General features: G+C 72.1%; 27 protein-coding genes. 4 read left to right on the top strand and 23 right to left on the bottom strand.

Annotated elements, in window-relative coordinates:
• Nucleotides 1-995: 995 nt before the first annotated feature.
• Nucleotides 996-1787, bottom strand: coding sequence for a methyltransferase domain-containing protein (locus ACGF3H_RS34430; protein ID WP_362487075.1), 792 nt, complete (start codon nucleotides 1785-1787; stop codon nucleotides 996-998).
• 38 nt (nucleotides 1788-1825) lie between these two features.
• On the bottom strand, nucleotides 1826-2749 hold the full coding sequence (locus ACGF3H_RS34425; protein ID WP_362487077.1) for an LLM class flavin-dependent oxidoreductase: 924 nt from the start codon (nucleotides 2747-2749) through the stop codon (nucleotides 1826-1828).
• A gap of 89 nt (nucleotides 2750-2838) precedes the next feature.
• On the opposite strand from ACGF3H_RS34425, the gene ACGF3H_RS34420 reads away from it, so the two are divergent.
• Entirely contained in the window at nucleotides 2839-3219 is a 381-nt protein-coding gene (locus ACGF3H_RS34420; RefSeq protein WP_362487079.1) for a DUF192 domain-containing protein, read from the top strand.
• Between the two features lie 45 nt (nucleotides 3220-3264).
• Here the strand turns inward: ACGF3H_RS34420 and ACGF3H_RS34415 are convergent, their stop codons facing one another.
• From ACGF3H_RS34415 to ACGF3H_RS34350, 14 genes are all read right to left on the bottom strand, one after another.
• Nucleotides 3265-3888, bottom strand: coding sequence for an OmpA family protein (locus ACGF3H_RS34415; RefSeq protein ID WP_362487080.1), 624 nt, complete (start codon nucleotides 3886-3888; stop codon nucleotides 3265-3267).
• Between the two features lie 8 nt (nucleotides 3889-3896).
• Nucleotides 3897-4475: a hypothetical protein gene (locus ACGF3H_RS34410; protein ID WP_362487082.1), complete on the bottom strand. Its 579-nt coding sequence runs from the start codon at nucleotides 4473-4475 to the stop codon at nucleotides 3897-3899.
• A 33-nt stretch (nucleotides 4476-4508) separates the two neighbouring features.
• Nucleotides 4509-5102: a pilus assembly protein TadG-related protein gene (locus tag ACGF3H_RS34405; RefSeq protein ID WP_362487234.1), complete on the bottom strand. Its 594-nt coding sequence runs from the start codon at nucleotides 5100-5102 to the stop codon at nucleotides 4509-4511.
• Entirely contained in the window at nucleotides 5099-5296 is a 198-nt protein-coding gene (locus tag ACGF3H_RS34400; protein ID WP_362487084.1) for a hypothetical protein, read from the bottom strand. The genes ACGF3H_RS34405 and ACGF3H_RS34400 overlap by 4 nt, the downstream gene beginning before the upstream one ends.
• Nucleotides 5297-5425: 129 nt before the next feature.
• Complete coding sequence (locus ACGF3H_RS34395; protein WP_362487086.1) at nucleotides 5426-6250, bottom strand: response regulator transcription factor; 825 nt, start codon at nucleotides 6248-6250, stop codon at nucleotides 5426-5428.
• A gap of 47 nt (nucleotides 6251-6297) precedes the next feature.
• Nucleotides 6298-8007: a histidine kinase gene (locus tag ACGF3H_RS34390; protein ID WP_362487088.1), complete on the bottom strand. Its 1710-nt coding sequence runs from the start codon at nucleotides 8005-8007 to the stop codon at nucleotides 6298-6300.
• 15 nt (nucleotides 8008-8022) lie between these two features.
• Complete coding sequence (locus tag ACGF3H_RS34385; protein ID WP_362487090.1) at nucleotides 8023-8910, bottom strand: DUF5936 domain-containing protein; 888 nt, start codon at nucleotides 8908-8910, stop codon at nucleotides 8023-8025.
• 13 nt (nucleotides 8911-8923) lie between these two features.
• Nucleotides 8924-9868: a type II secretion system F family protein gene (locus tag ACGF3H_RS34380; protein WP_362487092.1), complete on the bottom strand. Its 945-nt coding sequence runs from the start codon at nucleotides 9866-9868 to the stop codon at nucleotides 8924-8926.
• 9 nt (nucleotides 9869-9877) lie between these two features.
• Nucleotides 9878-11215, bottom strand: a complete 1338-nt coding sequence (locus ACGF3H_RS34375; RefSeq protein WP_362487095.1) for a CpaF family protein — start codon at nucleotides 11213-11215, stop codon at nucleotides 9878-9880.
• Nucleotides 11216-11548: 333 nt separating this feature from the next.
• Complete coding sequence (locus ACGF3H_RS34370; protein WP_362487097.1) at nucleotides 11549-11929, bottom strand: TadE/TadG family type IV pilus assembly protein; 381 nt, start codon at nucleotides 11927-11929, stop codon at nucleotides 11549-11551.
• Nucleotide 11930: 1 nt separating this feature from the next.
• Nucleotides 11931-12353: a pilus assembly protein gene (locus ACGF3H_RS34365; protein ID WP_362487099.1), complete on the bottom strand. Its 423-nt coding sequence runs from the start codon at nucleotides 12351-12353 to the stop codon at nucleotides 11931-11933.
• Nucleotides 12350-13603: an AAA family ATPase gene (locus tag ACGF3H_RS34360; protein WP_362487101.1), complete on the bottom strand. Its 1254-nt coding sequence runs from the start codon at nucleotides 13601-13603 to the stop codon at nucleotides 12350-12352. Before ACGF3H_RS34360 ends, ACGF3H_RS34365 begins: the two co-directional genes overlap by 4 nt.
• A gap of 9 nt (nucleotides 13604-13612) precedes the next feature.
• Nucleotides 13613-14320 (bottom strand): Flp pilus assembly protein CpaB, encoded by a 708-nt coding sequence (gene cpaB, locus ACGF3H_RS34355; protein ID WP_362487102.1) that lies wholly within the window; start codon nucleotides 14318-14320, stop codon nucleotides 13613-13615.
• 72 nt (nucleotides 14321-14392) lie between these two features.
• Complete coding sequence (locus ACGF3H_RS34350) at nucleotides 14393-15304, bottom strand: hypothetical protein (RefSeq protein WP_362487104.1); 912 nt, start codon at nucleotides 15302-15304, stop codon at nucleotides 14393-14395.
• Between the two features lie 495 nt (nucleotides 15305-15799).
• On the opposite strand from ACGF3H_RS34350, the gene ACGF3H_RS34345 reads away from it, so the two are divergent.
• From ACGF3H_RS34345 to ACGF3H_RS34335, 3 genes are all read left to right on the top strand, one after another.
• Nucleotides 15800-17485: a glycoside hydrolase family 18 protein gene (locus ACGF3H_RS34345; RefSeq protein WP_362487106.1), complete on the top strand. Its 1686-nt coding sequence runs from the start codon at nucleotides 15800-15802 to the stop codon at nucleotides 17483-17485.
• A 173-nt stretch (nucleotides 17486-17658) separates the two neighbouring features.
• Entirely contained in the window at nucleotides 17659-18168 is a 510-nt protein-coding gene (locus ACGF3H_RS34340; RefSeq protein WP_362487108.1) for a SigE family RNA polymerase sigma factor, read from the top strand.
• Between the two features lie 57 nt (nucleotides 18169-18225).
• Complete coding sequence (locus tag ACGF3H_RS34335) at nucleotides 18226-19509, top strand: hypothetical protein (RefSeq protein WP_362487110.1); 1284 nt, start codon at nucleotides 18226-18228, stop codon at nucleotides 19507-19509.
• Nucleotides 19510-19524: 15 nt separating this feature from the next.
• On the opposite strand, the gene ACGF3H_RS34330 is transcribed toward ACGF3H_RS34335, so the two are convergent.
• The 7 genes from ACGF3H_RS34330 to ACGF3H_RS34300 all read right to left on the bottom strand — a co-directional run bounded on the left by ACGF3H_RS34330 (nucleotide 19525) and on the right by ACGF3H_RS34300 (nucleotide 26476).
• Complete coding sequence (locus ACGF3H_RS34330; protein ID WP_362487112.1) at nucleotides 19525-20853, bottom strand: Nramp family divalent metal transporter; 1329 nt, start codon at nucleotides 20851-20853, stop codon at nucleotides 19525-19527.
• Nucleotides 20854-20920: 67 nt separating this feature from the next.
• Nucleotides 20921-21553 carry a hypothetical protein gene (locus tag ACGF3H_RS34325; RefSeq protein WP_362487114.1) on the bottom strand — a complete coding sequence of 211 codons (633 nt, stop codon included), beginning with the start codon at nucleotides 21551-21553 and terminating at the stop codon, nucleotides 20921-20923.
• A 100-nt stretch (nucleotides 21554-21653) separates the two neighbouring features.
• On the bottom strand, nucleotides 21654-23219 hold the full coding sequence (locus tag ACGF3H_RS34320; protein WP_362487115.1) for an AAA family ATPase: 1566 nt from the start codon (nucleotides 23217-23219) through the stop codon (nucleotides 21654-21656).
• An 82-nt stretch (nucleotides 23220-23301) separates the two neighbouring features.
• Nucleotides 23302-23871 carry a hypothetical protein gene (locus ACGF3H_RS34315; protein WP_362487116.1) on the bottom strand — a complete coding sequence of 190 codons (570 nt, stop codon included), beginning with the start codon at nucleotides 23869-23871 and terminating at the stop codon, nucleotides 23302-23304.
• The gene (locus ACGF3H_RS34310; RefSeq protein WP_362487118.1) at nucleotides 23868-24119 is read right to left on the bottom strand and encodes a hypothetical protein; all 252 of its coding nucleotides are present in this window, start codon (nucleotides 24117-24119) and stop codon (nucleotides 23868-23870) included. Before ACGF3H_RS34310 ends, ACGF3H_RS34315 begins: the two co-directional genes overlap by 4 nt.
• Nucleotides 24116-25888 carry a hypothetical protein gene (locus ACGF3H_RS34305; protein ID WP_362487120.1) on the bottom strand — a complete coding sequence of 591 codons (1773 nt, stop codon included), beginning with the start codon at nucleotides 25886-25888 and terminating at the stop codon, nucleotides 24116-24118. Before ACGF3H_RS34305 ends, ACGF3H_RS34310 begins: the two co-directional genes overlap by 4 nt.
• Nucleotides 25889-25948: 60 nt before the next feature.
• On the bottom strand, nucleotides 25949-26476 hold the full coding sequence (locus ACGF3H_RS34300) for a hypothetical protein (RefSeq protein ID WP_362487122.1): 528 nt from the start codon (nucleotides 26474-26476) through the stop codon (nucleotides 25949-25951).
• Between the last annotated feature and the right edge of the window lie 183 nt (nucleotides 26477-26659).

Raw genomic sequence — 26659 nt, 5'->3', positions numbered from 1 at the left:
GGGGCTGGTGCAAAGGGCCTCCCGGGCGGACGGGCTCCGTGCCGTCCGCTGAGATACGACACCCGTGGTTCGGGCGTCGACCTGCTTGGCTTATGCCCTCGAACGACCTCCGCCATGCAGCGACGCGGGACGACACACCGGTGAACTCCTCGTTACGGGCGTCCCACGAGGGCACCCGGGCGGGTCGGGGTGCGCACGAGCCGGGCGGGGGGCCTCGAACGGGGGGCCTGGAAGGGGCCTCACGAAAGGGCCTCGCGAAGGGGCCTCGCGGAGGGAAGAAAAAACGGGCCGGTCCGTGGGGGGGGAGACGGACCGGCCCGAGGGGGGTTTCCACCATAACCCTTCGTAAGTGATGCTGCGCGCATCGGCGTGCCACAACTACTCTCCGGAATCGCCCGGCGACGCCCGGGTGGCCCCGGAATTGCCCATTCCGCCCTGAATCATGGCCAAAATGCGGCGCTCACGGGGAATTCACAGGGAAGCGGGTGACAGGAGTGGCGATCCGGAGGGTCCGGCGCCCACCGGCCCCGGCACGGCGGGGCGACCTCGCATCCCTCCACCGGGTGACACCGCCGGTGAACGCCCGCTTGACCGGACACCGCGCAGCCCCCTCCACTGCGCGGTGCCGTACGCGCAGCTTTGCTCACGCGAATTACCTGCTTCGAATTTACGTGATCACGGCGGGCGGATTCGACCCTTGCGGGGCGCCGGTGGATAACGATGTGGAAACCCTGTGAGGATCACGGGGCGATTTCGCACACTCCCCCCGGAGCGCGAATATTTGCGAAGGCAGGCCGCTTACGCCCGGAATGTCCCGCCCGACCGGGCACGCGCCTCCGCCTTCGCGGCCGGCGCCCGGCCAGTTCCGGTCCTGACGCCGCCTCATCACGGCGCCCGCGAGAATCACCCGGGTGGCGGCGAGGGCTCGGCGGGCTCGAACGGCTGTTCCTGGCCATATCCGCCCGACCGGGCACATCGGCCGGGCACGCCCCGGCCTACGGGGCCGGCTTGCGGGCCTCGAAGAGCTGACGCGCGCTGTGGGCCACGAAGGGCCCCTCGGCCTCGATGCGGTCGTGCAGCTCGCGCAGGCGGGGCCGGTACTCGTCGACGGTGAACCCTGGGACCATCCACACGACCTTGCGCAGGAAGTGGACGACGGCGCCGATGTCGTGGAACTCCATCCGCAGCCGCTCCGCCCGCACGTCGACGATCTCCAGCCCGGCGGCCTCGGCGTCGGCACGCTCACGGTCGGGGTGGCGCTGGTTGCGGTTCTTCTCGGGCAGGGGGCCGAGGAAGAACTCGATGAGCTCGAAGACGCTGGCGGGGCCGACATGCTGGGCGAAGTACCTACCGCCGGGCAGCAGCACGCGGGCGATCTCGTCCCAGTGCGGCCGGACCGGATGCCGGCTGACGACGAGGTCGAAGGCCGCGTCCCCGAAGGGGAACGGGGCGTCGTCGGGCGAGGCGACCACGGGGACGCCGCGCGGGCGGAGCAGTTCGGTGGCCTTGGCGACGTTCGGCGCCCACCCCTCGGTGGCGACGACGAGCGGGGGCCGGTGCGGCGCGGCGACGCCGAGGGCGATGTCCAGGACCTCGCCGCCGCCGGTCTGCACGTCCAGCACGGCGGTCGCCGCGGCCAGCCGTCCGCCCATGGTGCGCGCGTATCCCCAGGAGGGCCGTTCCTCGGTGGCCCGCCCCTCGAACCAGGAGAAGTCCCACCCTTCGGTGGGGACGGCGGCGCCTTCGGCCACGAGGTCGTCGAAGGAGCGGGAGGAAGCGGGGGGCATGGTGCGGCCGATCCGATCTGTGTGTGCGTGGGGGGTGTTCATGGACGCGAGGTCCGTGGGGCGGCTGACGGCGGTCGAAGGCCGGGACGCCGGCCCACCAGGGGCCGGACCTGTTCGGCGGCGAACCGGACGAAGCCCTCGGCGTCGGGCTCGTCACCCGTCGGCTGGAGGACGACGGTGTCGGCGCCGGCCTCGGCCAGCCGCCGGACGGCCTTGGCGACGTCCTCGGCGTCCCCGGCGACACCCAGGTCCGGCACCGCCGCGAGGCCCTCGGCCCGCTGCTCGGCCCGCAGCCGTTCGGCGGCGCCGGGTCCGGTGGCCGCCAGGAGATAGACGACCACCTGGTGCGGGTCCGTCCGCCCGGCCGCCGACCGTCCCTCGTCGATGAGCCGACGGGCCCGCCGCACGGCGTCGGGCGAGTTGGCCGCGGTGAGGATCGTGCCGTCGGCGGCCTCCCCGGCGAGCCGCAGCGAGCGGGGACCGGTGACCCCGGCGAGCACTCCGGACCCTTCGGCGGGCGGCCAGTCGAGGGCGACGGCGTCGAGCCGGACGTACCGTCCCTCGGTCGTCACCCGCTCCCCGCGGAGCAGGGCCCGCAGGGCGAGCAGGTACTCCCGCAGGAGGGTGACGGGCGACTCGGCCCGCGCCCCGACCTGCCCCATCCAGTCCTGGACGCCGTGCCCGACGCCGAGGGTCGCACGGCCGGGGAACATCCGGTGCAGGGTGGCGGCCTCCATGGCGGTGACGGCCACGTTCCGCAAGGGCACGGGCAGCAGGCCGACGCCGACCCTGAGCCGCTCGGTCCAGGCGAGGGCGGCGGCGGCCGTCGAGATCCCTCCCTCGAGGAAGCAGTCCTCCCACAGCCACAGCTCGTCCAGCCCCGACTCCTCCGCGACCCGTGCCACGGCACGCAGCCGCTCGGGGGCGAGCTGGGGACGGAACACGACGCCGAGTGCGGTCATGGGCCCTTCCTACACTTGGCCCGGGGCGCGGGACAACGACATTTCACGGCCCGGCAGGGTGTCGGGGCTCGGCGCGGGAGGGAGTCGGCATGGGGTGGCGGAGCTGGCGGGACGGGCGGGGACGCCTGGTGGTGGAAGGCGGGCGCGGGGGGATCGCGGTGCCGCTGGAGATCTCGGCGTCCTACCGGGCGCGCACCCGGGGGCTGTTGGGCCGTGACGCGATCGACGGGGCGCTCCTGCTGTCGCCGGCCGGCAGCGTGCACACCTTCCGGATGCGTTTCCCGATCGACGTGGCCTACCTGGACCGCCGTCTCACGGTCATCACCGTACGCACGATGCGCCCGAACCGCCTGGGCCTGCCCCGGCTCCGCGCCCGCCACGTCCTGGAGGCGGAGGCGGGGGCCATGGCGGGGTGGGGGGTGCGGGCCGGGGTGCGGGTGGAGGTGGAGACGGAGGTGGAGGGAGGGTAGCGGCGGCCGTCGGCGCCTCTACGGCGACGCCGGGGCCGGGGGACTTCATGAGGTGCGGGGGAAGGAGACCTCGACCCGGCGGTTCTTCTTGCGGCCAGCCTCCGTCGAGTTGTCGGCAATGGGGTAGTCCTCGCCGTAGCCGCGGACCTCGTACGTGATGCCGGCGTCGTTCAGGGTCTGGGCAAGGAGTTCCTGCACGGCGTTGGCGCGCTGCTTGGACAGGACGTCGCCGTGGGCGGAGGAGCCCAGGTTGTCCGTGAAGCCGAAGACGCGGACCTTTCCGGCGCCCTGGTTCTTGATCTCCGTGGCGATCCCCGCGACCCGGGACTTCGCCTCGCCGCCGAGCTTGGCACTGTCCTTGCCGAACAGCACCTCGGCCTGGAGCGCGAAGGTCACGTTGGTGTTGGTGTCCTCACGGCGTTCGTCACCGCTCTGGTCTTCGACGACCGACTTGATGTCCAGCACCTTGGCCCGCGCGAGTGTGGCCCCGTCGGGGAGCTTGAGATCGGGGTCGTTCGGGTCGACGTCGACGGGGGCGGAGCTTTCCGGGACGGAAGGAGCGGGCGGGTCGTCATCGGCGTGCGCGACGGCGACGCCACAGAGGTTCGTGGCGAGCAGAAGGGTGACGGTGGTGAGGGCCAGCGTGAGGCGGGGGTAAGGGGTGGTCATGGTGGGCCTCACCCGGAGATCTCGATGCTGGCAGCCGAGAACATGGGCAGCTGGAACGAGACCTCGGTCGCGTCGGCGGGGGGTGCGGGGAACTGCATGAAGACAGGCACAGTCTCCCCGGACTTCAAAGCCGAAAAATTGGTTGTGGTCAGCGGTCGACCATCGGTGTCCCGCAACACGTAATAGCGCTTCTTCCCCTTGGAATCCACCAACGTTGCCCCGCCGAGTGACCTACCGTTGCGAATGATTTCGGTTTCGTTGCCGCTGAGCTGAGCCGGCACGGTGGTCGTCTTGCTGCCGTCATTCTTGAGATCACCGCTCACGGTGACGAAACCGCCGGAGTCACGCTGCGCAGCGGTGATTTTCAGCGACAGACCGGATGGCCCCTTCAGCTCGGCCAGAGCTTCATCCGACTGACCCTCCTGAGGACTCGGCTGTGACCCGTCGGTCTTGGACGAGGACTTCGAGGCATCAGGCTTGTTGTCATCGCTGTCGCCACCACAACCGGCCACGCCGAAGGTGAGCCCAAGCACAACGGCTACTGCAACCGCTCCCCTACCGACCTTGGGTGTGAACCGAATACTCATGACTCTGCTTCCTTCGTCCTCGTCGTTCGCATGTCAGTCGGCCAGGTGGACGTCGAACAGATCCTCAGGCTTGGGTAGCTCCAAGGGGTCGTCGGGGTCCAGAACCCAGTCCTCGCCTTGGCAGGTGAGCTCGGGCAAGGCGTCTTCACCCGTGTCCTCACCTGGCAGGTCAAACAGGCAACGAGGCTCGATGACGGCAGTGGCGGACTCCGTGGCTCGCTGATTTTCCGTGCCCGGCACGATGGTGTCACCGACAGCCTCGTTCGTCTCGGCCACGACTCTGTAGGACAAGAGTCCTACCAGGCTGCAGTCCACGCTTGCATCGTTGTGTGCCGCTAGTTGGTGGGCACGCCAGCACCCGCTGCCCACCGCGGCGTTGCCATCGAAGATCGCTTGCCACACATCCGGATCCTTGATGTTCTGCAGCCACTGGTCCGCGAGGGCGTCTCGGGTTTCCAACGCCGCTGCGAGAGCCGCGGCGTCTGCTGCTGTCTGGGCCTCACTGCGAGTCGCTGCGGCCTGGCCTACCGCGAGGTACGCGAACGCGAGAAAGAGCAGGCCCCCCACTACCGTGAGGTAGATGGGGAAAGCCTGCCCCGCGTCGCCGCGAAAGCGGCCGGGCTTCAGCCACCGGTGACTTCGGTGATCTTGTCTGTGATCGCGTTGTAAATCGACTGCCCGATGTCCGTGCCCGTGATCGCCAGCACGATTGCCACCACCACCGCGATGATGCCCAGGTACTCCACCGCCGTCTGCCCCTTGTCGCCGCGCGCGGCGCGGGTCTTCAGGTGGGTGACGGTGGTGTGCAGCCAGTTGCTCATGGTGTTGCCCTCCAGGGTGGCCGGTGCCGCGCTCGTCGTCGGGAACGTACGGCGGGACCGGCCGGACGGCCCAGGGCCCCCGGACCCAATCGCGGGCCCAACTGCGTACCGACGGTCGGCTCATCGCGCTCACCCCAGGCCCAGCCACTTGGCGGTGGCCTCGGAACGGTTCGTGCTGTGGAGCTTGGCGAAGATGCGGTTGATGTGGTTCTTGACCGTCTTCTCGCTGATGAAGCACGTGGCGGCGATCTGCTGGTTGTTCATGCCGGAAGCGATGAGGTCCATGATCTCCACCTCCCTCGTGCTCAGTTGGAACCGCGACCTGTCAGGAGTATCGGAGGACGACTGTCTCACAGACGGTTGCAGTTGCGAAAGAGCGTGTGCGGATGTGGGTCTATCAGGCTTTGTCGAGGCGACGTTGAGTCTCACCGAGTCGTGTGCATTCGCACTCACACTCGGCCGCTCCTGCCCCCGTCCCCGCAGCTCCGCCAGCAGTGCGTCCGCCGCCGTCGGGGTGAAGTGGGCCCTGCCCTGCCGCACGTCGCGGACCGCCGTCACCAGCTGGTCCGCGGTGAACTCGCCGTGGACCAGGTAGCCGCCCGCCCCGCGTCGCAGGGCTTCCCGGACGATCTCCGACTCCCCGCTGTACGTCAGCATCATCACCGGGGCGATGCCCACCAGGTACGGGAGGGCGGAAAGGCCGTCCACGCCGGGCATGCGGACGTCGAGGAGGACCACGTCGGGGCGGTGCCGCTGCGCGGCCTCGCAGGCCTGGCGGCCGTCGGCGGCCTCGGCCACGACCGTGATGTCCGGGCGGCCGGAGAGCAGCGCGGTGAGACCGGCGCGGACGACCGGGTTGTCGTCTGCCACGACGACCCGTAGGGCGGCGGCCGGCTCGGGCGGCGGGAAGGGGTGGAGTCGGTGGCCGTTCCGGTTCGTCTCGTCGTCCGGCATCGGGTGTGCTCCTCTCCTGTCAAGGGTGGTCGTCGGGTACGCCGTGTTCATGCGGGCGGGCTCGTGCTCGTGCCGGGGGCGGGCGTCAGGGCGGACAGGGGCAGGTCCACGCGGACCTCCGTCCCCCGTGCGTGGCCGCCCCGCCCGATGCGGATGCGGGCGCCCACCGAGGCGGCTCGCTCGACCATGCCGACCAGGCCGAAGTGGCCGGCAGCGCGCAGGCGTTCGAGGTCGGTGTCCGGGGGGAGACCGGTGCCGTCGTCGTGCACGCTGATACGCAGGAGGTCGCCCCGCACGGCCGTGCGGACCTGGACGTGGGCCGGTGCCGCGTGGCGGTGGGCGTTCTCCAGGGCCTCGGAGACGATGGTGAGGAGCTGGCGCGCCACCGCCGGCGGCACCGGAGGCACCGGTGCCGCCGGGGCGGGATGCCGGCAGGTGGCGGGGACGCCGGTGCGGGCGGTGAAGTCCCGCACTCTCTCGCCCAGTTCCGCCGTGATGTCCGTGCCCTGCGCGGGGTCCGTCTCGCGGCGCAGGTCGGTCAGGAGTTCGCGGGACTCGGCGGCGGCTCTGCGGGCCGAGCGGGCCACCAGCTCGGCCTGGCGCCTGGCCAGCGCCGGGTCCATGCGGTCGCTGCCCGCCGTGGCGGCCAGGCCGTCGGCCGCCAGGGCCACGCCGTGCAGGGTCTTGGCGACGGAGTCGTGCAGTTCGCGCGCGAGGCGGGCGCGTTCGGCGCTCACCGCCTCCGCCACCGCCAGACGGGCCCGGACCGCCGTGAGGGCCTCGGTGGCGGAGCCGAAGCGCAGCAGCAGCCCGCGCAGGCTGGACCCGGCCGCCCCGGCGATGACGCACAGGCCCGGCAGGAGCGACGCCTCCGCCACGCCCGGGTGCGGGTCCAGCGTCGCGTGGACCAGCAGCAGGATCAGCGACTGGAGCGAGGCGAAGACGGCCGCGCCGCGCCAGCCGTAGACGAGTCCGGCGAGGAGCGGGGTGCAGACGCTGACGTAGGCGAGGGTCGTGTCGGGGCCCGCCGAGATCAGGAGCAGGGAACCGAACAGCGTGTCCGCCGCCAGGAGCGTGGGATGGCGCAGGAGGAGGGGGCCGAAGCGTTCCCAGTCGCGGACGAGGACGTACGACACCATGAAGGTGACGACCACGGCGGCGCCGACCAGGCGGGCGCCCAGGCCCGGGCTGGCGTTGAGGAGGGCGGCGGGGGCGGCCAGCGCGATCATGGCCAGGCGGAAGCCGAAGACCTGGCGGCACAGGGCCTGGAGGGCGTTCACCTGGAGGGTGAGCGCGGGGGCCGCCGGCGTCTCGTCGGGGCCGGGCGCGGGGGGGCGCCCCTGCGTGGCGTCCGGGGAATCCGGACGTACGCCGATGCCATCCGTCGGCCGTCGCGGCGCGGGTGACGTCCCGGACGGTGAGCCCGCCGGCCGCTCCAGGGCGGGCGACGTTCCGGACGGTGAGCCCGCCGGCCGCTCCGGGGCGGGCGTCGGCCCGGGCGGTGTGCCCGTCGTTCCCCGGATCGGCGGCGGTCCCGTCGGCGACTCCTGTGGGTCCCAGTCCGGCGGCAGTACGGGCGCCGCCGGGGCGTCCGGTGCCGCCTCGCGGGCGGGGCGGGCCGGTGGGGCCGCGTCCGCGGGCGGGGCGGTGATCGGCGGAGCAGGCCGCTGCGGGCGGTGGCGGTGCCGCGTGCGGGTGGGTCCGTCGTCCGGCTGCCGTGCCGTCAGGTCCCTCGCCGGTGGGTTGGTCGTGGCCATGCCGTCCGTCCTCCCCTACTCGCCCGTGATCGTGCCGAAGTCCGTCCCCGAGCCGAGGATCAGCCCGGCGCCGAGCAGGATCATCGTGGCCGGGACCATGAACGTGGTGATCATCATCGTGGCCTTGGGGACGGCACGGGCGGCCTTGCGGCGGGCGTTCTGGGCGTCCGTGCGGCGCATGTCCTTGGCCAGGGACACCAGGGTGTCCACGATCGGGGCGCCCAGTTCCTCGCCCTGCTGGAGTGCCGTCACGAACATCGCCACCTGTTCGGAGTCGTTGCGCCGGCGCAGCTCCGCGAAGGCCTGGCGGCGGCTCATCCCGAGGTCCATCTGACGCAGGGTGATGCGCAGTTCGTCGGCCCAGGGACCCTCGTAGCGCATCGCGACGCGGTCGAGGGCCTGGCGGAAGCCGAGGCCGGCGCTGACCACGACCGCCAGGACGTCCAGGAAGTCGGGGAGCGTGCGCTCGATGACGTCCTTGCGGATGCGGATCGCCGACCAGATGCCCACCTCCGTCCAGAACGCGCCGAAGGCCAGCAGGAGGATCGCCACCAGGTACTGGCCGCGCAGCAGGAAGACCAGGAAGCCGACGGCGCCCAGGAAGCCGTAGACGGCGCGGCGGGCGGCGTAGCGGTCGATGGTGAGCCCGCCGGGGTTGCCCGCCAGGTCGATGCGACGGCGGTACCGGGCGACCAGGGCGGGGCCCATGAGGCGCAGCACGGCGGGGGCGTAGCGCATGCCCAGGCGGTCGATCAGGGAGTCGACGGCGCCGGTGCGGGTGGAGCCGACCTCCAGCGCGAGGGCGAGGTCGCCGGGGAGCTTGGCGTCGGCCCGGTACATGCGGATGCCGGCGAACGCGCCCCAGACGCTCAGGCCCATGCCCAGTGCGAGCAGCAGTCCCATGGCTCCTCCCTCCTCAGACGTCGATGCGGGACAGGCGGCGGATGAGGACGAAGCCGACGGCGTAGAGACCGAAGGCGGTGATCACCGCGATCTGGCCGGCCGGGGAGCCCGTCATGCGCTCCAGTGCGCCGTCCTTCACCCCGTTCATCAGGAACAACGAGCCGACGCCGAGGACCGGCACGGCGTACGAGGTCATGCTGACCTGGGACAGCTGGGTGCGGACCTCGCGCCGGGTCTCCTTGCGTTCCTCCAGCGTCTCGGTGAGGTTGCGCAGCGCGCTGACCACCTGGCCGCCGGCCCGGTTGGACAGGACGAGCGTGGTGACCAGGACGACGAGCTCGCGGGAGGGGAGGCGTTCGGCGAGTTCGCCGAGGGCGTCGTCCATCGAGGAGCCGATGGCCAGTTGGTCGGCCACCTTGGCGAGTTCCTCGCCGGCCGGGGCCTCCAGCTCCTCCGCGGCCATGCCGATGGCGGTGCGCAGGGCGAGGCCGGCCTGGGTGGCGTTGGCGAGGATGCGGGCGAGCTCGGGGAGCTGGTTGATGAACTTCTCGATGCGTTTCTGGCGTTGCCAGGTGAGGAACTGCATCGCCGCCCAGATGCCCAGCAGACCGGCGAGCGGGCCGAAGAACGGTGCCAGGGCGGCCTGGCCGATGAGCCACAGGCCCGCGACGGTGGCGAGCATGTAGGCGAAGAACTCGCCGGGGGTGAGGTCCAGGCCGGTGGCGGCCAGACGCAGTTCGAGCTTCCGGCCGAGCCTCGTGCGGCGCAGGCGGCGGTCCAGGGTGCGGAAGCGGCGCCTGCGGCCGCCGGAGACGATCTGCCCGGTGGCGGAGAGACGGTCGACCAGGGCTTCGCGCTGAGCCCTTCCCGCGGCGTAGGAGTGCAGCCCCATGACCGCCAGGACGCAGGTCAGCAGGGTGATGCCGGTGGTGAGCGTGACGAGCGTGTGCAGTTCCATCGGGCGGTCCTACCTGGCTTCTCGGGTGGCGAGCTGTTCTGCGGAGTGGGCCACGCCGAAGGCCTGCGGGATGGGCTGGCTCGCCATGTACAGGCGCTCGGCGGTGCGGCGCGGCAGCGGGTGGTACTCGAAGGCGCCGTAGATGCGGCCGTCGGCGGTCATCGGCCGGGCGTTGAAGCGGGCGACCGTGGCCAGGCGGTAGGGCTCGCCGCCGTGGCTGGCCAGCAGGGCGATCTCGGTGATGCGGCGGGCTCCGTCGGCGAAGCGGGTGAGCTGGACGATGACGTCGACGGAGCTGTTGATCTGGTCGTGCAGCGCCACGAAGGGGATCTCGACGTCCGACATGGAGGCGAGCGTCTGGAGCCGCATCAGGGCGTCCTCGGCGCTGTTGGCGTGGACGGTGGCGAGGGAGCCGTCGTGGCCGGTGGACATGGCCTGGAGCATGTCCAGGGACTCGCCGCCGCGGACCTCACCGACGACGATGCGGTCGGGCCGCATGCGCAGTGAGTTGCGGACGAGGTCGCGGATGGTGACGCGGCCCTTGCCCTCGACGTTGGGCGGGCGCGACTCCAGGCGGATCACGTGGGCCTGCTGGAGCTGGAGTTCGGCCGAGTCCTCGATGGTGATGATGCGCTCGGTCTCCGGGATCAGGCCGGACAGGGCGTTGAGGAGGGTCGTCTTGCCGGTGCCGGTGGCGCCCGAGACGATGATGTTGAAGCGGGCCTGCACCAGTCCGGCCAGCAGGTACAGCATGTGCTCGTCGAGCGAGCCGAGGCCGATCAGCTCCTGGAGGGTGAAGGAGCGCGGGAAGCGGCGGATGGTCAGCGTGGCGCCGGTCAGGGACAGCGGCGGGATGATGACGTTGACGCGCTCGCCGGAGGGGAGGCGGGCGTCGACCATCGGGTTCGACTCGTCCACGCGGCGGTTGACGGTGGAGACGATCCGCTCGATGGTCTGCATGAGCTGGTCGTTGGAGGCGAAGCGGAGCGGGAGCTGTTCGACGCGGCCGCCGCGCTCGACGAAGATCGCGTCCGGTCCGTTGACCATGATCTCCGTGATCGAGGCGTCCTCCAGCAGGGGTTCGAGGATGCCGAGGCCGAGGGCCTCGTCCACGACCCGGCGGATGAGCTGGGAGCGCTCGACGGTGGACAGGACCGGGCCCTCGCGGCTGATGATGTGCCCGAGGACGCGCTCCAGCCGGGCGCGGCGCTCGGCCATGGCGAGCGAGCTCATCTCCGCGAGGTCGATCTCCTCCAGGAGCTTGGCCCGGTAGGAGGCGACGAGGTGTCCGTCCTCGCCCCGGCTGCCGTGCTCCTCGGGCGAGTGGATGCGTGCGCGCAGGCTCATGCGTCCGGTGCTCCTTGCTCCTCGTTCACGCGGTCGCCGGTCGTGCGGTCACGGGGCGGGCGGGCGCTGATCACGCGGTCACGCGTCGCGCGGTCACAGGGCGGGCCGTCGCTGACCACGCGGTCACGCGTCGCGCGGTGACGGGGCGGGCGGTCGCTCACCACGCGGTCACGCGTCGGGCGGTCGCAGGGCGGGCCGTCGCTGATCACGCGGTCACGCGTCGCGCGGTCACGGGGCGGGCCGTCGCTGATCACTCGGTCACGCGTCGCGCGGTCACAGGGCGGACGGTCGCTCACCACGTAGTCACGGGTCATGCGGTCACGGGTCATGCCGTCACTCGTCCGTTCCGTGGTCGAGCGGCATGGTCGCCGTCCTGGTGGCGTCCCCGAAGTCCCAGCCGGGCACGATGGAGGGGATGTCGACGGAGGCGGTGACCGTCACCTCGTCGCCGCCGTACGAGGGCGGGCAGTCGGTGCCGTCGGCCAGCCAGTCGCTGACCGCCGTGGTGCAGGCCTCCTGGGCGCTCTCCTGGAGCGAGGCCCCCCGGGCGCCGGCACGGGCCGCCGTGCCGGCCTGCTGGGCGGTGTAGGCGATGAGCCCGAGCTGTACGGCGGCCATGGCGACGATGACCAGGATCGGCAGGAAGCCGAGGTACTCGATGGCGACCTGGCCCCGGTCGCGGGCCCGTCCGTCGCGGTGGTGGGAGTACGGCATCTCAGTCGTCGTCCTCCTCTTCCTCCACGGCCCCCGCGTGCCCGTGCACGGTGAAGGGGAAGCCGACGGTGCCCGGGAAGAGGATGGGGACTTCGAGCCGCACGTCGGCCGTCACGTACCCGTTCGCGGTGCCGCAGTCCACACCCACGCCCCCCTCCCAGGCGCCCGGGAGCTTGTCCCGGCCGGCGTCCTGGCAGGCTCCCTGCCGCGCCCCCGGGCCGGCCGCCGTCGCCGCCCGTACCGCCTCGTCGGCGGCATTGCCCGCGAGGGTGAACGTGTATCCCACGAGCACGAGCTGCCACAGCACCACCAGCGTGACGACGATCGTCGGCGTCATGCCGAGGAACTCGATGGTGACCTGCCCGCGGTCGCCGAACCCGTCCCCGCCCCCCGCCCGCCGGCGGAGGGAGCCGTACGTCCTCATCCCCCACCGTCCTTCCGGCGCCGGAAGCTCACCGATCCGCGGTCGCTGCGGAACCGGCCGCTCCTGCGGTCGCCCCCGGCGGCCTTGGCCAGCCCCAGCTCGCCGGCGAGGCTCCACAGGGCCTGCTTCACGGTGCTCCGGCCGTCGAGTTCGTGGATGCGCCCGGAGTCGACGGCCCCCTGGAGTTCCTTGAAGCCCGCGGGGACGGTGGTGGCGGCGACCGCCGTGCCGGTGATCTTGCGGACCAGCGGCGGCTGGATCTCCGTGCTCCGCGTGTGCCGGTTGACGACCACGGTCGTCTCCTCGGCCTTGCGGATCTGCAGCCGGTCCCACATCCGCACCACCCGCTTGGCGCCCCGCACGGCGATGACGTCCGGGGTGGTGACCAGCAGCGCCTTGTCGGCCATCTCCACGGCGGCGGCGCCGGCCCCGCCGAGCTGGGCTCCGCAGTCGATGACGACGACCTCGTAGCGGGAGCGCAGGGCGCTCACGACCTGGCGTGCGGCGCGGTCGGTGACCTCCTCGCCGCGTTCGCCCTCGCCGGGGGCGAGCAGCAGGGCGAGGCCGGTGTCGTGGCGGAAGACGGCGTCGGCCAAGACGCGCGGCGAGATGTCGTTGATGGCGGCCAGGTCGACCACGGACCGGCGGAACTGGACGTCCAGGTAGGAGGCGATGTCACCGGCCTGGAGGTCCATGTCGACCAGGGCGGTGGCGCGGCCCGACGCCTGGGCGGCGAGTGCCAGCTGGATGGCGGTCAGGGTGGCACCCACCCCACCCTTGGCGCCGCTGACCGTGACGACGGTGCCGCCGACGCCGGTGAACACGTCGCCGCCGCTGCCGAGGTGCCGGCGCACGCCCACGGACCACTGGGCCACCGCCTGGACCCGGCTGGCGAGTTCCTCGTAGCTGAGCGGCAGGGCGACCAGGCCGCGGGCGCCGTAGTCCATGGCGGCCTGGAAGAGGCCGGGGCTCGCGTCGGAGGTGACGAGGATGACGCCGACGGCCGGGAAGCGCAGGGCGACCTCGCGGATCAGCTCCAGCGCCGGGACCGGGCCGATCCGCTCGTGCACGACGACGACCTCGGGCAGTTCGTCGACCGACTCGGCGGCCAGCCGGGCGAGGGTGTCGACGAGCTGGGTGGAGTCGGTCACCGGGGCGACCGGTTCGGCGTCCGGGAGCTGGCTGAGCAGGGTCGTGATGGACCGTACGGCGTCCGCGTCGCCGACTGCCGGGAGGATCCTCGTGGGCATGCGGGCCTCTCACTTGTCCTTCGCGAGTTCGTACGTACGGTCCTTGTCCGGGACCGTGGTGCCGCTGCCCGGCGCCACGAGCGCGAGCCGGACCCGCTGGGCGAACGACTCGGCGTAGGTGATGCGCTGGGCGTCGAGGGTGGACAGGGCGAAGGTGATGGGGACCGCGTCGGTGGCCCGGCGGTCGTCGCTCTTGTCGCCGGGCTGCAGCGAGGTGAGTTCGCCGACGTCGATGACCTTGGCGTTCGTCACGATGATCTTGGACTGGTCGGGGGCGCCCTCGCGCTCCCCCTCGAACGTGGCGTAGACGTTCACGGTGGCGCCCGGCGTGATCTTGCCGGCGACGCCGGTCGCCGCGTCGATCATGATGGCGACCTCCTGCTGCCCCGGCTGGAGGGCGGGCTGGTCGACGATCATGTCGCTCTGCAGCAGCGATCCCTCCTTCAGCGTCGTCACGGCGATCTTGCCGCGGATCCCGGAGAGGTCCCTGACCGCGTTGTCCGACAGCCAGCGCTCGGGCATCTCGACCTTCTCGAACTGGTCCGCGCTGAGCGGCGTGTAGGGCGCCACGGTCGTCTTGACCTGGTACGCGGTGACCTCGGGGCCGACCTTGGACTTCGCGTCGTCGATGACGGACAGCACGCCGGCGAAGGCGCCGAGGGCGCAGAGGACCGACAGGATCAGCAGGATGATGCCGCGGCGCTGACGGGAGTTCATGGGCCGTGCAACCTCATTGGGGGAATCGGTCGAGCCGGATCGGAGGGGGGCGGGAGGTGCGTAGGGTCGGGCCTAGCCGGTGAGCGCGCGTCTGCCCCGCTGGAGCTCGCGGCGGGACGGGGCGCCGGGCGCGGGGTGGCCGTCGTCGACGGGGGGTGTCGCGGAGCAGAAGACGCAGCGGTCGCCGATGACGTCGATGCCGCACCAGTGGCAGGTGCTCTGCCGTACGGAGGTGACGAGCTGGTAGAGGACCGACAGGTCGGGCAGGTACGCGCAGAACTCGGTGAGCCTTCCGGTCCCCCACCAGCCGGGGGACTCCGCCGGGAGCGGGGTCTCGTGCAGCCCCTGGACCTTCCAGGAGGGGGCCAGGGTGCCGGTGACCCAGTCGGACGCGAGCTGTCCCTTGGCGTGCAGCATCCACGTCCCGAACTCGGGCCCCGCGAGGGCCGCGTCGGGGCCGATCCGCACCAGCTGCGGCTCGGGGTGCGCGACGACACCGAACTGGCTCCCCGGCACCCAGGACTTGGCGTGCGACTTCAGACTCACGGGGACGTGGTCGAGCCGGGCGACGGAGCCGAGCAGTGCGCCGGAGTGGATGTAGTGGGTGAGCAGCCGTCCGGCCGAGGCGAGGACGCCGGGGCTGAGGTCGCAGGAGGCGAGCTGCCGTAACTGGCGGGCCAGTACAGCCAGTCCCAGCGGCGGCAGATCCGGCCGGAACAGGGCGATCCGGTCGGTCTCCAGCAGGGACCGGACGGTGTGCAGCCGTCGCTCCACGCCCGGGGAGACGCCCTGCGAAGACACCACGATCACGTGCCCGTACTGCTCGACCAGCGCCTGCATCTCGCCCAGCACCTGCTCCAGGGGGCGCTGGTCGACGTCCTGGAGCACGACCGCGGGCACGGTCCGTTCGTCCTGCGGCGGCAGCGCCATGTCGGCACCGGTCACGGCGATGGCAGTTGGCACGCGCGCTCCCCGTCTCCCCATGCCCCTGGGCCGGCCGGCATCACTCCGGCCCACCCGGACGACTTCACTGCGTGACTACGTGAGCACTGTAACCACGCGTCTGTGACCGGAGAACACCGTTTCTGTACCTCAAGAGGAACTTACGGGGCACAAGAGGCGGCAAACCGGGGCAGGACGAGCAATCCGCCGCCCGCGGGGTCGGTGCGGAGTCGCTCCGGGCGAGGAGGGCGGCGGCGCGGGAGGCCGCGAGGGGCCCGGTTCCCGCACCCGGACGCAGGCCCCCCTCGCCCGGCATCGCACTGCTCGGGACATCTCACGTGTTCGCGGCGCAGGGCGTCGGGCACCGGCGTGCAGTTGGTCCGTACCTACCCCTTGACACCTTCAATTGGTCTGGACCACCTTGTACGTCAACGCGGTGGCCACCGTCGGCAGTTCGTGAGTTCCTCCCCCTTCCTCCCCACTTCCCCACCGGAGGCCCCAGTGGAGCCCGTACACAGACGGCGCGGACAACGACGGATGCGGGTCGGGTCCGCGGCCGGTGCCGTGGCCGCCGCTCTGGCGCTCACCGTCAGCGCCGTCGGCCAGGCGTCCGCCGCGGACGTCAACAACGCGAAGAACGCCGGTTTCGAGGCCGGCCTGAGCAACTGGACCTGCTCCGCGAACAGCGGCACGACCGTCGCCTCCCCCGCGCACGCCGGCACCGCCGCCCTCAGGGCGACGCCCGGCGGGCAGGACAACGCCCGGTGCGCGCAGACGGTCAAGGTGCAGCCCAACTCCACGTACACGCTGAGCGCGTGGGTCCAGGGCGGGTACTCCTATCTGGGCGTGACCGGTACCGGGACGACCGACGTGTCGACCTGGACGCCCGACTCGGCCTCCTGGAAGCAGCTGTCGACGAGCTTCCGGACCGGGGCCTCGACCACCTCCGTGTCCGTGTACACGCACGGTTGGTACGGGCAGGCGGCGTACTACGTCGACGACGTGTCCGTGTACGGACCAGACGGGGGCGGCGGAGGCGGCCAGGAGCCGGAACCGACCGTTCCGGGCGCCCCGGCCGGGCTCAGCGTCACCGGGACGACCTCCTCCTCCGCCTCCCTGGCCTGGAACGCGGTCTCCGGCGCCACCGGCTACAGCGTCTACCGCGACGGTGCGAAGGTGACGGCCGTGACCGGCACCTCGGCGACCGTCACCGGCCTCGCGGCCTCGACGTCGTACTCCTTCCAGGTCACGGCCACCAACGCGGCCGGTGAGTCCGCCAGGTCCGCGGCCGTGACCGCCCGTACGGCCGAGTCGGGCGGCGGTGGCGGTGGCGGTGGCGTGGCCAAGCACGCCGTCACCGGGTACTGGCAGAACTTCAACAACGGCGCCGCCGTCCAGAAGATCTCCGACGTCTCCGCGCAGTACGACATCATCGCCGTGTCCTTCGCGGACGCGACGACGACGCCGGGCGCCGTGACCTTCAACCTCGACACCGCCGGGCTCAACGGCTACACCGTCGACCAGTTCAAGGCCGACATCCGCGCCAAGCAGGCGGCCGGCAAGAAGGTCATCATCTCCATCGGCGGCGAGAAGGGCACCGTCTCGGTGAACGACTCCGCCTCCGCGAACAACTTCGCGAACTCCGTCCACTCCCTCATGCAGACGTACGGCTTCGACGGCGTCGACATCGACCTGGAGAACGGGCTCAACCCGACGTACATGACGCAGGCCCTGCGCGCCCTGTCGGCGAAGGCCGGTCCGGGCATGGTGCTGACCATGGCACCGCAGACCATCGACATGCAGTCGACGTCCGGCGGGTACTTCAAGACCGCGCTGAACGTGAAGGACATCCTCACCGTCGTCAACATGCAGTACTACAACAGCGGTTCCATGCTGGGCTGCGACGGCAAGGTGTACTCCCAGGGCACCGTCGACTTCCTCACCGCCCTGGCCTGCATCCAGCTGGAGGGCGGACTCGACCCGTCCCAGGTCGGCCTGGGCCTGCCCGCCTCCACCCGCGCCGCCGGCGGCGGCTACGTGTCGCCGAGCGTCGTGAACAACGCCCTCGACTGCCTGACCAAGGGCACGAACTGCGGCACCTTCAAGCCGTCGAGGACATACCCGTCCCTGCGGGGCGCCATGACCTGGTCGACGAACTGGGACGCGACGGCCGGGAACGCCTGGTCCAACGCGGTGGGCGCCCACGTGCACGCCCTGCCGTGACCGTCCGTCCGGCTCCGTCCGCCCCTGCCCACGGTGACGTGGGCGGGGGCGGTGCCGTTTCCGCCGTCGGGGGCGCCCGGGGCGCGGACCCGAAACCGTGTGAAACATTTCCCCGGCCCCACCGCATCAATGAGGTGAAGGCGGTACCGGGCGAGCGCAGGGGGACGCGTCGTATGTGGCAGGGGCGGGCGGACGACTACGCCGAGTTCGCGGGGGCGCGGGCCGGGCATCTGTACCGGTCCGCGTGTCTGCTCACCGCTGGGGACACGCATCTGGCCGAGGATCTCGTGCAGGACACCCTCGGGCGGCTGTACGTCCGCTGGGGACGCGTGTCCCGGGCCGAGAACCCCGCCGCGTACGCGCAGACCGTGCTCACCCGGGCGTTCCTCGCCCACCAGCGGCGGCGCAGCAGCGGCGAGCGGGCGACGGACGTGTTCCCCGATCTGCCGGGCGCCGGGGACGGGGACGCGCCGCTGCGGCTGACGCTGCTGGCCGCGCTCGCCCGGCTGCCCGCCAAGGACCGGGCCGTCATCGTCCTGCGGTACTGGGAGGACCGGTCCGTCGAACAGACCGCCGACGTGCTCAACGTCAGCTCGGCGGCCGTGCGGACGCGGTGCTCGCGGGCGCTCGGCCGGCTGCGGGAGCTGCTGGGCGAGGATCTCGCGGAGTACGCCAGACCCTGACACGGCCCCCGTCCGCCTCACGTCTCTCATCTCACCTTGCCGAAAGGGTGGTTCGTCATGCCCGAAAGCCAGCACCCGAGTCCCTTCGAGGACCGTCTCACCGCCGCTCTGCGCGATGCCGGCGACAGCTTCGACGCCGACCGGGCCGCGCTGGCCGCCGGTGGGCGGACCCGTGGCCGCCGGGCCCGGCTGCGGCGACGGGCCGGTGTGTTCGGCGGGGCGGCCGGGATCGCCCTGGTCGGGGTCGGCGGCGCGCTGCTGCTGCCCGGCGGCGGCCACTCGGCCGCGCCGCAGCAGGCGTCGGCCGCGGCCCCGCCGAGCGCCACCGCCGCGAGCCCCGCGCCCGCCGCCTCCTTCTCCGGCGACGACCTCCTCCAGGCCCTCGAGGAGCTGCTGCCCGAGGGCGAGGTCAGCGAGGAGCAGGCCCAGGGCACCGTCCCGGGGCTGCCCCCGTACGCCCACGTCGTGTTCGACGACGGCAAGGGCCCGGCGGCCATCGGCATCAGCCTCGACCGGGTGGAGCCGGGCAGCCGGGACGTCCGTGACCGGACGACCTGCCCGGACAAGGCGATGGTCCCCTACGACGACTGCACCACCAGCAGGCTGGCCGACGGCTCGGTGCTCATGATCTACCAGGGCTACGAGTATCCCGACCGGCGCGTGGACACCAAGTGGTGGTCGGCGGAGCTGGTCACGGCCCGGGGACAGCACGTGTCGTTGAGCGAGTGGAACGCGCCGGCGGAGAAGGACGCCGCGATCACCCGGCCGCAGCCGCCGCTGTCGCCCGCCGAGTTGCGCAAGGTCGTCACCGCCGACGTGTGGCGCCGGGTCGTGGACGCGATCCCCGAGGACCCCAAGGCGGCCGCCCGGGAGAAGGCGGCGGCGTCGGAGTCCGCGGCACCGAGCCGGGCGCCCGAGGCGTCGGGAGCGGCGATCGGCAAGACGCTGGAATCGCTGCTGCCCGACGGGGTCGACGTCGTCTCGCGGGGCGAGCAGGAGGCGGAGTACGCCTACCTCGTCCTCGACGACGGCAAGGGCAGGAGCCTCGTCCAGATCAACGTGCAGCCCGGCATGCGGGACGTCGCCGGCCAGCTCTACGGCTCCGCCGAGACCCGCCCCGACGGCACCCTGCTCGCCACCTCGCAGGGGCCCGGCGAGAAGGGCGGCTCCGGGGTCGTGATGTGGACCGCCGACACCATGCGGCCCGACGGCCTCCGCGTCGTCGTCAGCGCCTTCAACACCGGAGCCCAGCACGAGGACGCCACCCGTGACGCCCCCGCGCTGACCATGGAGCAGCTCCAGGAGATCGCGCTCAGCGAGCAGTGGGACCGGCTGCGCTGAGGCCCCCGGCCGGGCTCAGAAGAACTCCGACCACGGCTGGTCCCAGACCTGCTTCACGCACAGCACCAGGAACAGCAGGCCGGCGACGGCGAGCATGCCGTTGCTCAGCGCGCCGTTGCGCCATTCCCGCGGTGTGCGGGCGGAGTTGAGCAGCCACACCAGGGTGAGGGCGAGGAAGGGCATGAAGGCGGCGCCCAGGACGCCGTAGATGATGATCAGGCGGAAGGGCTGGCCCTGGAAGAGCAGGACGATGGGCGGGAAGGTGAGCCAGAGCAGGTAGGCGCGGAAGGCCCAGGAGCGTTCCCGGCGGCCCGACGCCAGCTCGTCGCCGCGCGCCTCCCGTTCGCCCCGCTGCCGGGCCAGGAAGTCGGCGAACATCAGGCTCACGCCGTGCCAGACGCCGATCAGCGAGGTGAAGGAGGTGGCGAAGAAGCCGATCAGGAAGAGCTTGCCCGTCGCGGTGCCGTACTGGTCCTCCAGGACGTCACCGAGCTGGATCAGGCCCTTGTCGCCGCTCGCGATGGCGATGTTCGCCGAGTGCAGCAGCTCGGCGCCGACGAAGAGCATCGCGACGACGAAGATGCCGGTGGTGGCGTAGGCGACCCGGTTGTCGAGGCGCATGACCTTCATCCAGCCGGTGTCGGTCCAGCCCTTGGCGTTGACCCAGTAGCCGTAGGCGGCCAGCGTGATCGTGCCGCCGACGCCGCCGATCAGGCCCAGCGTGTTGAGGACGGAGTCCTTCTCGTCCGGGAGGACCGGGAGGAGGCCGGCGAAGGCGTCGCCGAGGTGGGGGGTGACCCGGATCGCCAGGTAGACGGTGACGACGAACATGACGCCCACCAGGACCGTCATGACCTTCTCGAAGACGTCGTACTTGTTGAACCAGACGAAGACGAGGCCGACCAGGCCGCAGGCCACGCCCCACCACTCGAGGTCCATCACGTCGGGGAACAGGGCCTGCAGCGGCAGGGCGCTGGACGACATCGCCGCCGCGCCGTAGACGAAGCCCCAGATCACGGCGTAGACCGCGAAGAACCACGTGGTCCAGCGGCCGAGGCTCGCCCAGCCGTCGAAGAGCGTGCGACCGGTGGCCAGGTGCCACCGGCCGCACGCCTCCGCGAGGGAGATCTTCACCAGGCAGCCGATGATCGCGGCCCACAGCAGCGTGTAGCCGAAGTTGCTGCCCGCGATGAGCGTGGCGACGAGGTCGCCGGCGCCCACACCGGTCGCGGCGACGACGATGCCGGGGCCGATGTGGCGCCAACTGGACTTACGGGGGGCCGGACCGGCCCCGGCTGCGAGTGGTGCACCGCTGTCCCTGGTGTTGCCCGTGGTGTCCGCCATGCGAGTCAAGGAAGCGGAAAGCGGCCGGTGGGGCAAGAGGGCGTGCGGGGATCTTCACGCCATGTGCTTACTCGGCGGCCGTCGGCCCGGGCTTCTCGGCGGTGTCGGCGGCGGTGTCGGCGGCCTCCGACGCTTCGGACACCTCGGAGGTCTCGGACGCCTCGGAGGTCTCGGACGCCTCGGAGGTCTCGGATGTCTTGGAGGACGCCTCTGACTCACCGTCCTCGAAGTACGCGTCGAGGACCTCGTCCAGTGCCGACTCCCACTCCTTGAAGCGGCTGCGGGACGGGGCCTCGATCTCGATCGGGTACCAGCGGCGGTCCGGCGTGTGCACTGTGACGGTGAACCGCTTGCCGAAGCGTCCGGTCTCCGTCTCGACGGCGCCGATCTCGTCCCAGCGGAACTCGCACTCCTGGTCGTCCAGGGCCAGGCTCACGCCCTTGTGGTCGGCGACGATGCGGGCGCGGCGGTCGGACGCCTCGAAGACCGGACCGTCGGGGACCTCCTCGGTGCCGGGCTCCTCGGCGGTGACCGGGTCGTCGGTGGGCTCCGCGGCCGCCGGCGGCTTCTCCTCCTCCACCTCCTCCGGCTTCGCGTCCTCCGGCTCGCCGGACACGGGCGAGGTGAGCCCGGGGATGAAGGCCGGGTCGAAACCGGCGCCTTCCAGGGGCTTGCTGCTCGAACCTATGCGCTGCTCCACGGCGGAAGTATGGACGACTTTCCTGTGCCGGGAACAGCCGGACCGCGAGTCACCCGCCTTCACGCACGTCACAGTTGTGCGTCGGACCCCGTCACAGCCGTCATTCGTCCATGAAGACGATCCGCCGCGTCCGCCCTCCGTCGCCCGGGACCGGAGTCACCGCGCCGCGGCCGGCCGGTACCGCGCGTTCGCGGCCCCAGGCGCGGATCTCCTCGATCTGTTCGGGGTTGCTGACGCTCAGCGGACGTACGTCGGCGAAGGTGTCGAGGACGAAGGAGTCCTTGAGGTTGGCGACGCCGCCGCGGCACAGGGCCTCCTCGCCGACGCTGTGCAGGGCGGCCTCGATGTCGGAGCCCGCGAAGCCCTCGGAGAGGTCGACGAGCCGGCCGAGCAGCTCCGGTTCCGGCTCGGCCTCGAGGTAGCGGCGGTAGTAGATGCCGAGGATCTCCCGGCGGTCCTCGGCATCGGGCAGGTCGACGAAGAACAGCTCGTCGAAGCGGCCCTTGCGCAGCAGCTCCGGCGGCAGGCTGCGAATGTCGTTGGCGGTGGCGACGACGAAGGCGCGGGACTGCGACTCCTGGAGCCAGTACAGGAACTGGCCGATGATGCGCTGCGGCACGCCGGACATGTCGTCGCGGCCGGCGAGGCCCTTCTCGATCTCGTCGATCCACAGGATGCAGGGCGCCACCCGGTCGGCCATGGCGAGCGCCTCGCGGAAGCGGCCCTCGGACTCGCCGAGGTACTTGCCGTGGATGCTGGCCATGTCGAGCCGGTACAGCGGCAGCCGCCACTCGTGGGCGATGGCCTTGGCGGACAGGGACTTGCCGCAGCCGGGGACGCCGACGAGCAGGACGCCGCGGGGCGGGCGCAGCGCGGTCTGCCGCAGGTCGCGGGAGATCATGTCGTTCTTGCGGCGCAGCCAGGTGCGCAGGCCGACGAGGCCGCCGACGGCGTAGTCGCTGTCGCGGAGCTGGACGCGCTCGAGGCCGGTCAGGTCGCTGAAGATGCGGTCCTTGGCCTGGGCGAGGCCGAGGACGTCCTCCTTGAGGATGGCGCCCTTGGCGGCGATGGTCGCCATCAGGTTGATGCACTCCGCCTCGGTGACGCCGCTGAGGAACTCGGCGGCGCGGCGGGCGTCCTCCTCGGTCCACTCGATCGGGATGTGGCCGTGGTGGTCGCCGAGGAAGCCGCTGAGGATGCCGTACATCTCCTCGGAGTCCGGCAGGTCGAGCTTCAGGCTCATCCCGAGCCGCTGGAGGCCGCTCCAGACCGGCGTGTCCGTGATGATCACGATGCTGCCCATGTTGCTGTCGGCGAGCCGGGCCAGCTCGGCGAAGTGCCGGGTGACCGGGGTGTCGGACTCGAGCTCGTCCGGGTCGACGAAGACGACGGTGGCGTTGGCGCGGCTGCCGAACTGGGTGGCCGCGAAGTCCATGGCGCCGGTGAGCGAACGGTCGTCCTGCACGGAGGCGTTGGTCCGCAGGTCGCGCAGGCCGGTGGCGCGGGTGTAGATCCAGAACGGCATGTTGCTGCGCCGGGACTGGGTGGCCGCCTCCCGCAGCAGCCGCAGGGCGCGCTGCTGCTCGATGGTCCGCATGGCGATGACCGGGACGCGGGCGGAGATGTAGCTGTCGAGGTGGGTGAGGCTCTCGGCGTAGTTCGACATACGGGGTACGGCCTTCGGGGCGAGGGTGGGCGGGATGCGCGTGCCGGTGCGGGGCGGTGCGGTGCGGGCGGCCCCGGGCGGCTCAGCCGGGCACGATCCGGCGCCGGGGCGGGCTGCCGGGGACGTCGGCCGCCCACGGGTCGGGCACGGTCGGTGTGGCGGGCGGGGGCGCGGCGAGGACCCCGGTGAGGGCGTTGTCCCGCAGGGTGCGGCGGCGGCGTTCCAGCAGGCGCCGGTCGGCGCCGCGGCGCTCCTCCTCGGCGAGCTGGTGCTCCAGTTGCTCCTGCACGTGGGGGATCTGCTGGTCGACGAGGCGCAGCAGCTCGGTGCGCAGGGACTCGGGCAGCCCGGGGTGGGCGGCCAGGGCGCGCACCTCGCGCAGTCCGGCGCGGGCCTGGGTGAGTTCGCGGCCGTAGCTGAACTCGTCGCGCGCCTGGTCCAGGGCCCGCACCAGCGCGTCGGCCCAGGAGCCGAGGCGGGTGTTGAAGGCGGTGGTGAGGTGGGCGCCGAGCCGTACCCAGGTCTCGGCGTCGTAGTGCTCGTCGGTGAGGGCGGGCAGGGTGGCCGGGTCGGCGGGCTCGCGGGCCGCCCAGCGGCGCAGGAAGTCGGCCCAGGCCTGGTAGGCGCCGCCGTCGCCCCACAGCCCGCTCACGGGGCGGTGCTCCCGGGCCGGCGCACGAGGGTCTCGCCGGGCGGCAGGGGCTCCCAGTCGGGCAGGCCCTCGACGAGCTTGCGCAGTCTGCTGGTGACGCGCTCCTGCTGCGTCCGGCGGACGGCGCCCCACGGGGAGGACTGCGTCCGCCCGGCGTCGGCGGAGCCGGCCCACGGGGACGCGCCCGGGGGCGTGCGCGGGTGGGGCGGGGTGGGGGAACCGGCCGGCGGGGTGCTGGGGGTGGTCATCGGTTGTCGTCCTCCTGGCGTACGGTGCGGCCCTCGAACGGCGAGGCCGGGCCGTCCTCGGTCCGCAGGGACGCGATCAGCTCGCGGACCTTGGCCTCGACCTGGTCGGCGGCCCGGAACTTCTCGTACCAGTCGGTGAGTTCGGCGGAGGCGCCGCGCAGGGCGTGCAGGGACTCCGTCCTGGCCGCCTCCAGGGCCTGGCGGGCGGTGTCCTGGTTGCGCCGGGCGGTCTGGGCGCCGTTGTGCAGGACGAGGCCCCACACGACGCCGACGACGGCGGCGGCGCCCAGCGCGAAGCCGACGCTCACCTGCGTGATGAAGAGCAGGATGCCGACGATCACCGCGACCAGCGGCGCGGCCTTCTTCAGCCACGGGTAGCCGAGCGCCTCGATGAACGGGGTCATGTGCCGGTCCCAGTGGTCGGCGAGGGACTTCTCCAGGGTGGCCAGGGGCTGGGTGAACGACCCCGTCCAGGGCGGCAGCCGGAAGGACTGGGCGGCGACGGTGTACGCGGTGTCGAAGTGCGCCTGCACGTCCTGCGGCACGGCCGCGCGGTAGTCGCGGGTGTGCCCGGCGTGGGCCTGCTGGAACCAGTCGTGGCAGGCGGCGACGGCCAGGCGCTGGGTGGCCGGTGAGGTGCCGATGGCCTCCGGGTTGAGGGCGGCCGTGGTCTGCACGGTCAGGTAGTCGAGGGTCTCCTCGTACGAGGCGGCGTCCGCGTCGGCGACCCGGCGGGCGGATTCCAGGTCTCCGTCGTGGTCGACCACCGCCTGGTTGAAGGCGAGGTCGCGGCGCAGCGGCAGTTCCTCGTTGTCGTACTCGGAGACCAGCCGGTCGAGGATGTCGTCGACGGCGTCCTCGATGCGCTCCGAGGGCGTGAAGTCCCGGTCGAGGACGGCCCGGTACTTGTCGAGCAGGAGCTGCTGGCCCCGGGCGCCGGAGAGCACGCCGTCGAGCTGGGCCCACTGCGGTGAGACGGCCGCGAGCCGCGGGAACTCCTGCTGCGCGGACGGGCCGCGCAGGGCCAGGATCTCCTCGCGCCAGCGGGTGATCTGCCGGGTCTGCGCGTCGGCGCTGTCCGCGAGCTGGGCGCGCCATTCAGCGAGGGTGCGGTCCAGCAGGTCGCGGCCCACGACGCCGAAGGCGCCCTGGGCGATGGCTTCCAGGATGACGGCGAACTCGCGGCCGAGCGAGGCGGGGTCCTGGGCCAGCAGGTAGTGCCGCAGCCAGCGCACGGCGCCCTCGCGGCGTCCCTGGCGGCGCAGGACGAGGGCGAAGAACAGCGAGGTGCGGTCGGGTGAGCGCCGGAACGCCTCGTCGACGGCGCGCTCGCACAGCCCCCGGTCGTCGGCCGACCAGGAGGCGAGGGCGACGAGGGCGGGCGCCAGCCAGTAACGGGGCGTCTGGATCATCAGCTGGTCGCTGACCATCCGGACGTTGTCCTCGGAGACGAGACCCACGTCGAAGGCCTGGAGCATGCCGACCGCGGTGCGGCGGACGGTCTTGTGGTGGCCGAACTCGTGGTCGATCTTGTCCTCGATGACGCCGATGCGGGTCTCGGCGCGCTGCACGTTGGCGGTGGTCTCGGCCTGCCGGACGAACGCCAGGAACTCGTCGCGCAGCTCCTGCAGTTCGGTGCGGGTCTGCTGCTGGTTGGCCTCGACCGTGGAGACCTGGCCGGAGACCGAGCCGACCTGTTCGGTGAGTCTGACGACGAGGTTGCTGACCTCCTGCACCTTGCGGTGCAGTGCGTAGTCGACCTCGGACATGCGCGAACTCCGTTTCGGGGGCGGGGCTTCGGTGGCCGGCGTTCTCGGGGCGGGGCTGTCTCAGGGCCGTACGACCGTGCCGTCCTCGAGGACCGGGAGGATCAGTCCGTCGCTGTACACCTCGACGTACGCGTAGCCGCCGGAGCGGGCCAGCATCCGGGCCGAGGAGTACGGGTCGGGCATGGGCTCGGCGGGGGCGAAGTGCCGCACGATGACGCCGAAGAGGTTGAGCTGGTGGTCCACGTAGGGCGGGCCGAGGTAGCAGCGGGCGACGAAGCCGAGCGGGACCGCGCCGTACGACGTCGTGTACTCCTCGCGGATCCACTCGGCGAGGGAGCGGCAGGCCTGGTCGTCGATCCCCGCGTCCAGCCGGTGCAGGGCGTCGCGCAGGGCCCGCGGGCGCGGCCGGTACAGCTCGCGGCGGGTCACGTCCGGGCCGGGGGCGCCGGAGGTCTGACGCCGGGGCGTGCCCAGGTCGCCGACCAGGCGGCGGCCGGCGCCCGGCGTCGACAGGGGCCGGGCGGACGGCCCCTGCGGTCCCTGCTGTCCGGGCCGGACGATGCGGCGTGGGTGTTCTGCGTACCCCATGGTGTCCCCCGAGATTCATGGGTGGCGCGCACCGGAGAACCGGTTGCGTGATGCACGTGGGTCGAAGCGTAGTGACGATCCGTCAAGAGTGCGACTCAAAAGACCGAACGACCTGCCGGTGACCGGAACACGCCCGGAACGGGCCCGGTCCGGTCGTCGCGTTCGCTCGGCGTGGCGTCCCGG

Source organism: Streptomyces sp. NPDC048185, assembly GCF_043202495.1.
GTDB lineage: Bacteria > Actinomycetota > Actinomycetes > Streptomycetales > Streptomycetaceae > Streptomyces.
The sequence above is the reverse complement of the archived record's forward strand: the minus strand, read 5'-3'. Positions and strand labels throughout refer to the sequence as shown.

Coding starts and splice junctions, on each gene's coding strand:
- ACGF3H_RS34430 (WP_362487075.1), bottom strand. CDS start 1,787: ATGCCCCCCGCTTCCTCCCGCTCCTTCGACGACCTCGTGGCCGAAGGC.
- ACGF3H_RS34425 (WP_362487077.1), bottom strand. CDS start 2,749: ATGACCGCACTCGGCGTCGTGTTCCGTCCCCAGCTCGCCCCCGAGCGG.
- ACGF3H_RS34420 (WP_362487079.1), top strand. CDS start 2,839: ATGGGGTGGCGGAGCTGGCGGGACGGGCGGGGACGCCTGGTGGTGGAA.
- ACGF3H_RS34415 (WP_362487080.1), bottom strand. CDS start 3,888: ATGACCACCCCTTACCCCCGCCTCACGCTGGCCCTCACCACCGTCACC.
- ACGF3H_RS34410 (WP_362487082.1), bottom strand. CDS start 4,475: ATGAGTATTCGGTTCACACCCAAGGTCGGTAGGGGAGCGGTTGCAGTA.
- ACGF3H_RS34400 (WP_362487084.1), bottom strand. CDS start 5,296: ATGAGCAACTGGCTGCACACCACCGTCACCCACCTGAAGACCCGCGCC.
- ACGF3H_RS34395 (WP_362487086.1), bottom strand. CDS start 6,250: ATGCCGGACGACGAGACGAACCGGAACGGCCACCGACTCCACCCCTTC.
- ACGF3H_RS34390 (WP_362487088.1), bottom strand. CDS start 8,007: ATGGCCACGACCAACCCACCGGCGAGGGACCTGACGGCACGGCAGCCG.
- ACGF3H_RS34385 (WP_362487090.1), bottom strand. CDS start 8,910: ATGGGACTGCTGCTCGCACTGGGCATGGGCCTGAGCGTCTGGGGCGCG.
- ACGF3H_RS34380 (WP_362487092.1), bottom strand. CDS start 9,868: ATGGAACTGCACACGCTCGTCACGCTCACCACCGGCATCACCCTGCTG.
- ACGF3H_RS34375 (WP_362487095.1), bottom strand. CDS start 11,215: ATGAGCCTGCGCGCACGCATCCACTCGCCCGAGGAGCACGGCAGCCGG.
- ACGF3H_RS34370 (WP_362487097.1), bottom strand. CDS start 11,929: ATGCCGTACTCCCACCACCGCGACGGACGGGCCCGCGACCGGGGCCAG.
- ACGF3H_RS34365 (WP_362487099.1), bottom strand. CDS start 12,353: ATGAGGACGTACGGCTCCCTCCGCCGGCGGGCGGGGGGCGGGGACGGG.
- ACGF3H_RS34360 (WP_362487101.1), bottom strand. CDS start 13,603: ATGCCCACGAGGATCCTCCCGGCAGTCGGCGACGCGGACGCCGTACGG.
- cpaB (WP_362487102.1), bottom strand. CDS start 14,320: ATGAACTCCCGTCAGCGCCGCGGCATCATCCTGCTGATCCTGTCGGTC.
- ACGF3H_RS34350 (WP_362487104.1), bottom strand. CDS start 15,304: ATGGGGAGACGGGGAGCGCGCGTGCCAACTGCCATCGCCGTGACCGGT.
- ACGF3H_RS34345 (WP_362487106.1), top strand. CDS start 15,800: ATGCGGGTCGGGTCCGCGGCCGGTGCCGTGGCCGCCGCTCTGGCGCTC.
- ACGF3H_RS34340 (WP_362487108.1), top strand. CDS start 17,659: ATGTGGCAGGGGCGGGCGGACGACTACGCCGAGTTCGCGGGGGCGCGG.
- ACGF3H_RS34335 (WP_362487110.1), top strand. CDS start 18,226: ATGCCCGAAAGCCAGCACCCGAGTCCCTTCGAGGACCGTCTCACCGCC.
- ACGF3H_RS34330 (WP_362487112.1), bottom strand. CDS start 20,853: ATGGCGGACACCACGGGCAACACCAGGGACAGCGGTGCACCACTCGCA.
- ACGF3H_RS34320 (WP_362487115.1), bottom strand. CDS start 23,219: ATGTCGAACTACGCCGAGAGCCTCACCCACCTCGACAGCTACATCTCC.
- ACGF3H_RS34310 (WP_362487118.1), bottom strand. CDS start 24,119: ATGACCACCCCCAGCACCCCGCCGGCCGGTTCCCCCACCCCGCCCCAC.
- ACGF3H_RS34305 (WP_362487120.1), bottom strand. CDS start 25,888: ATGTCCGAGGTCGACTACGCACTGCACCGCAAGGTGCAGGAGGTCAGC.
- ACGF3H_RS34300 (WP_362487122.1), bottom strand. CDS start 26,476: ATGGGGTACGCAGAACACCCACGCCGCATCGTCCGGCCCGGACAGCAG.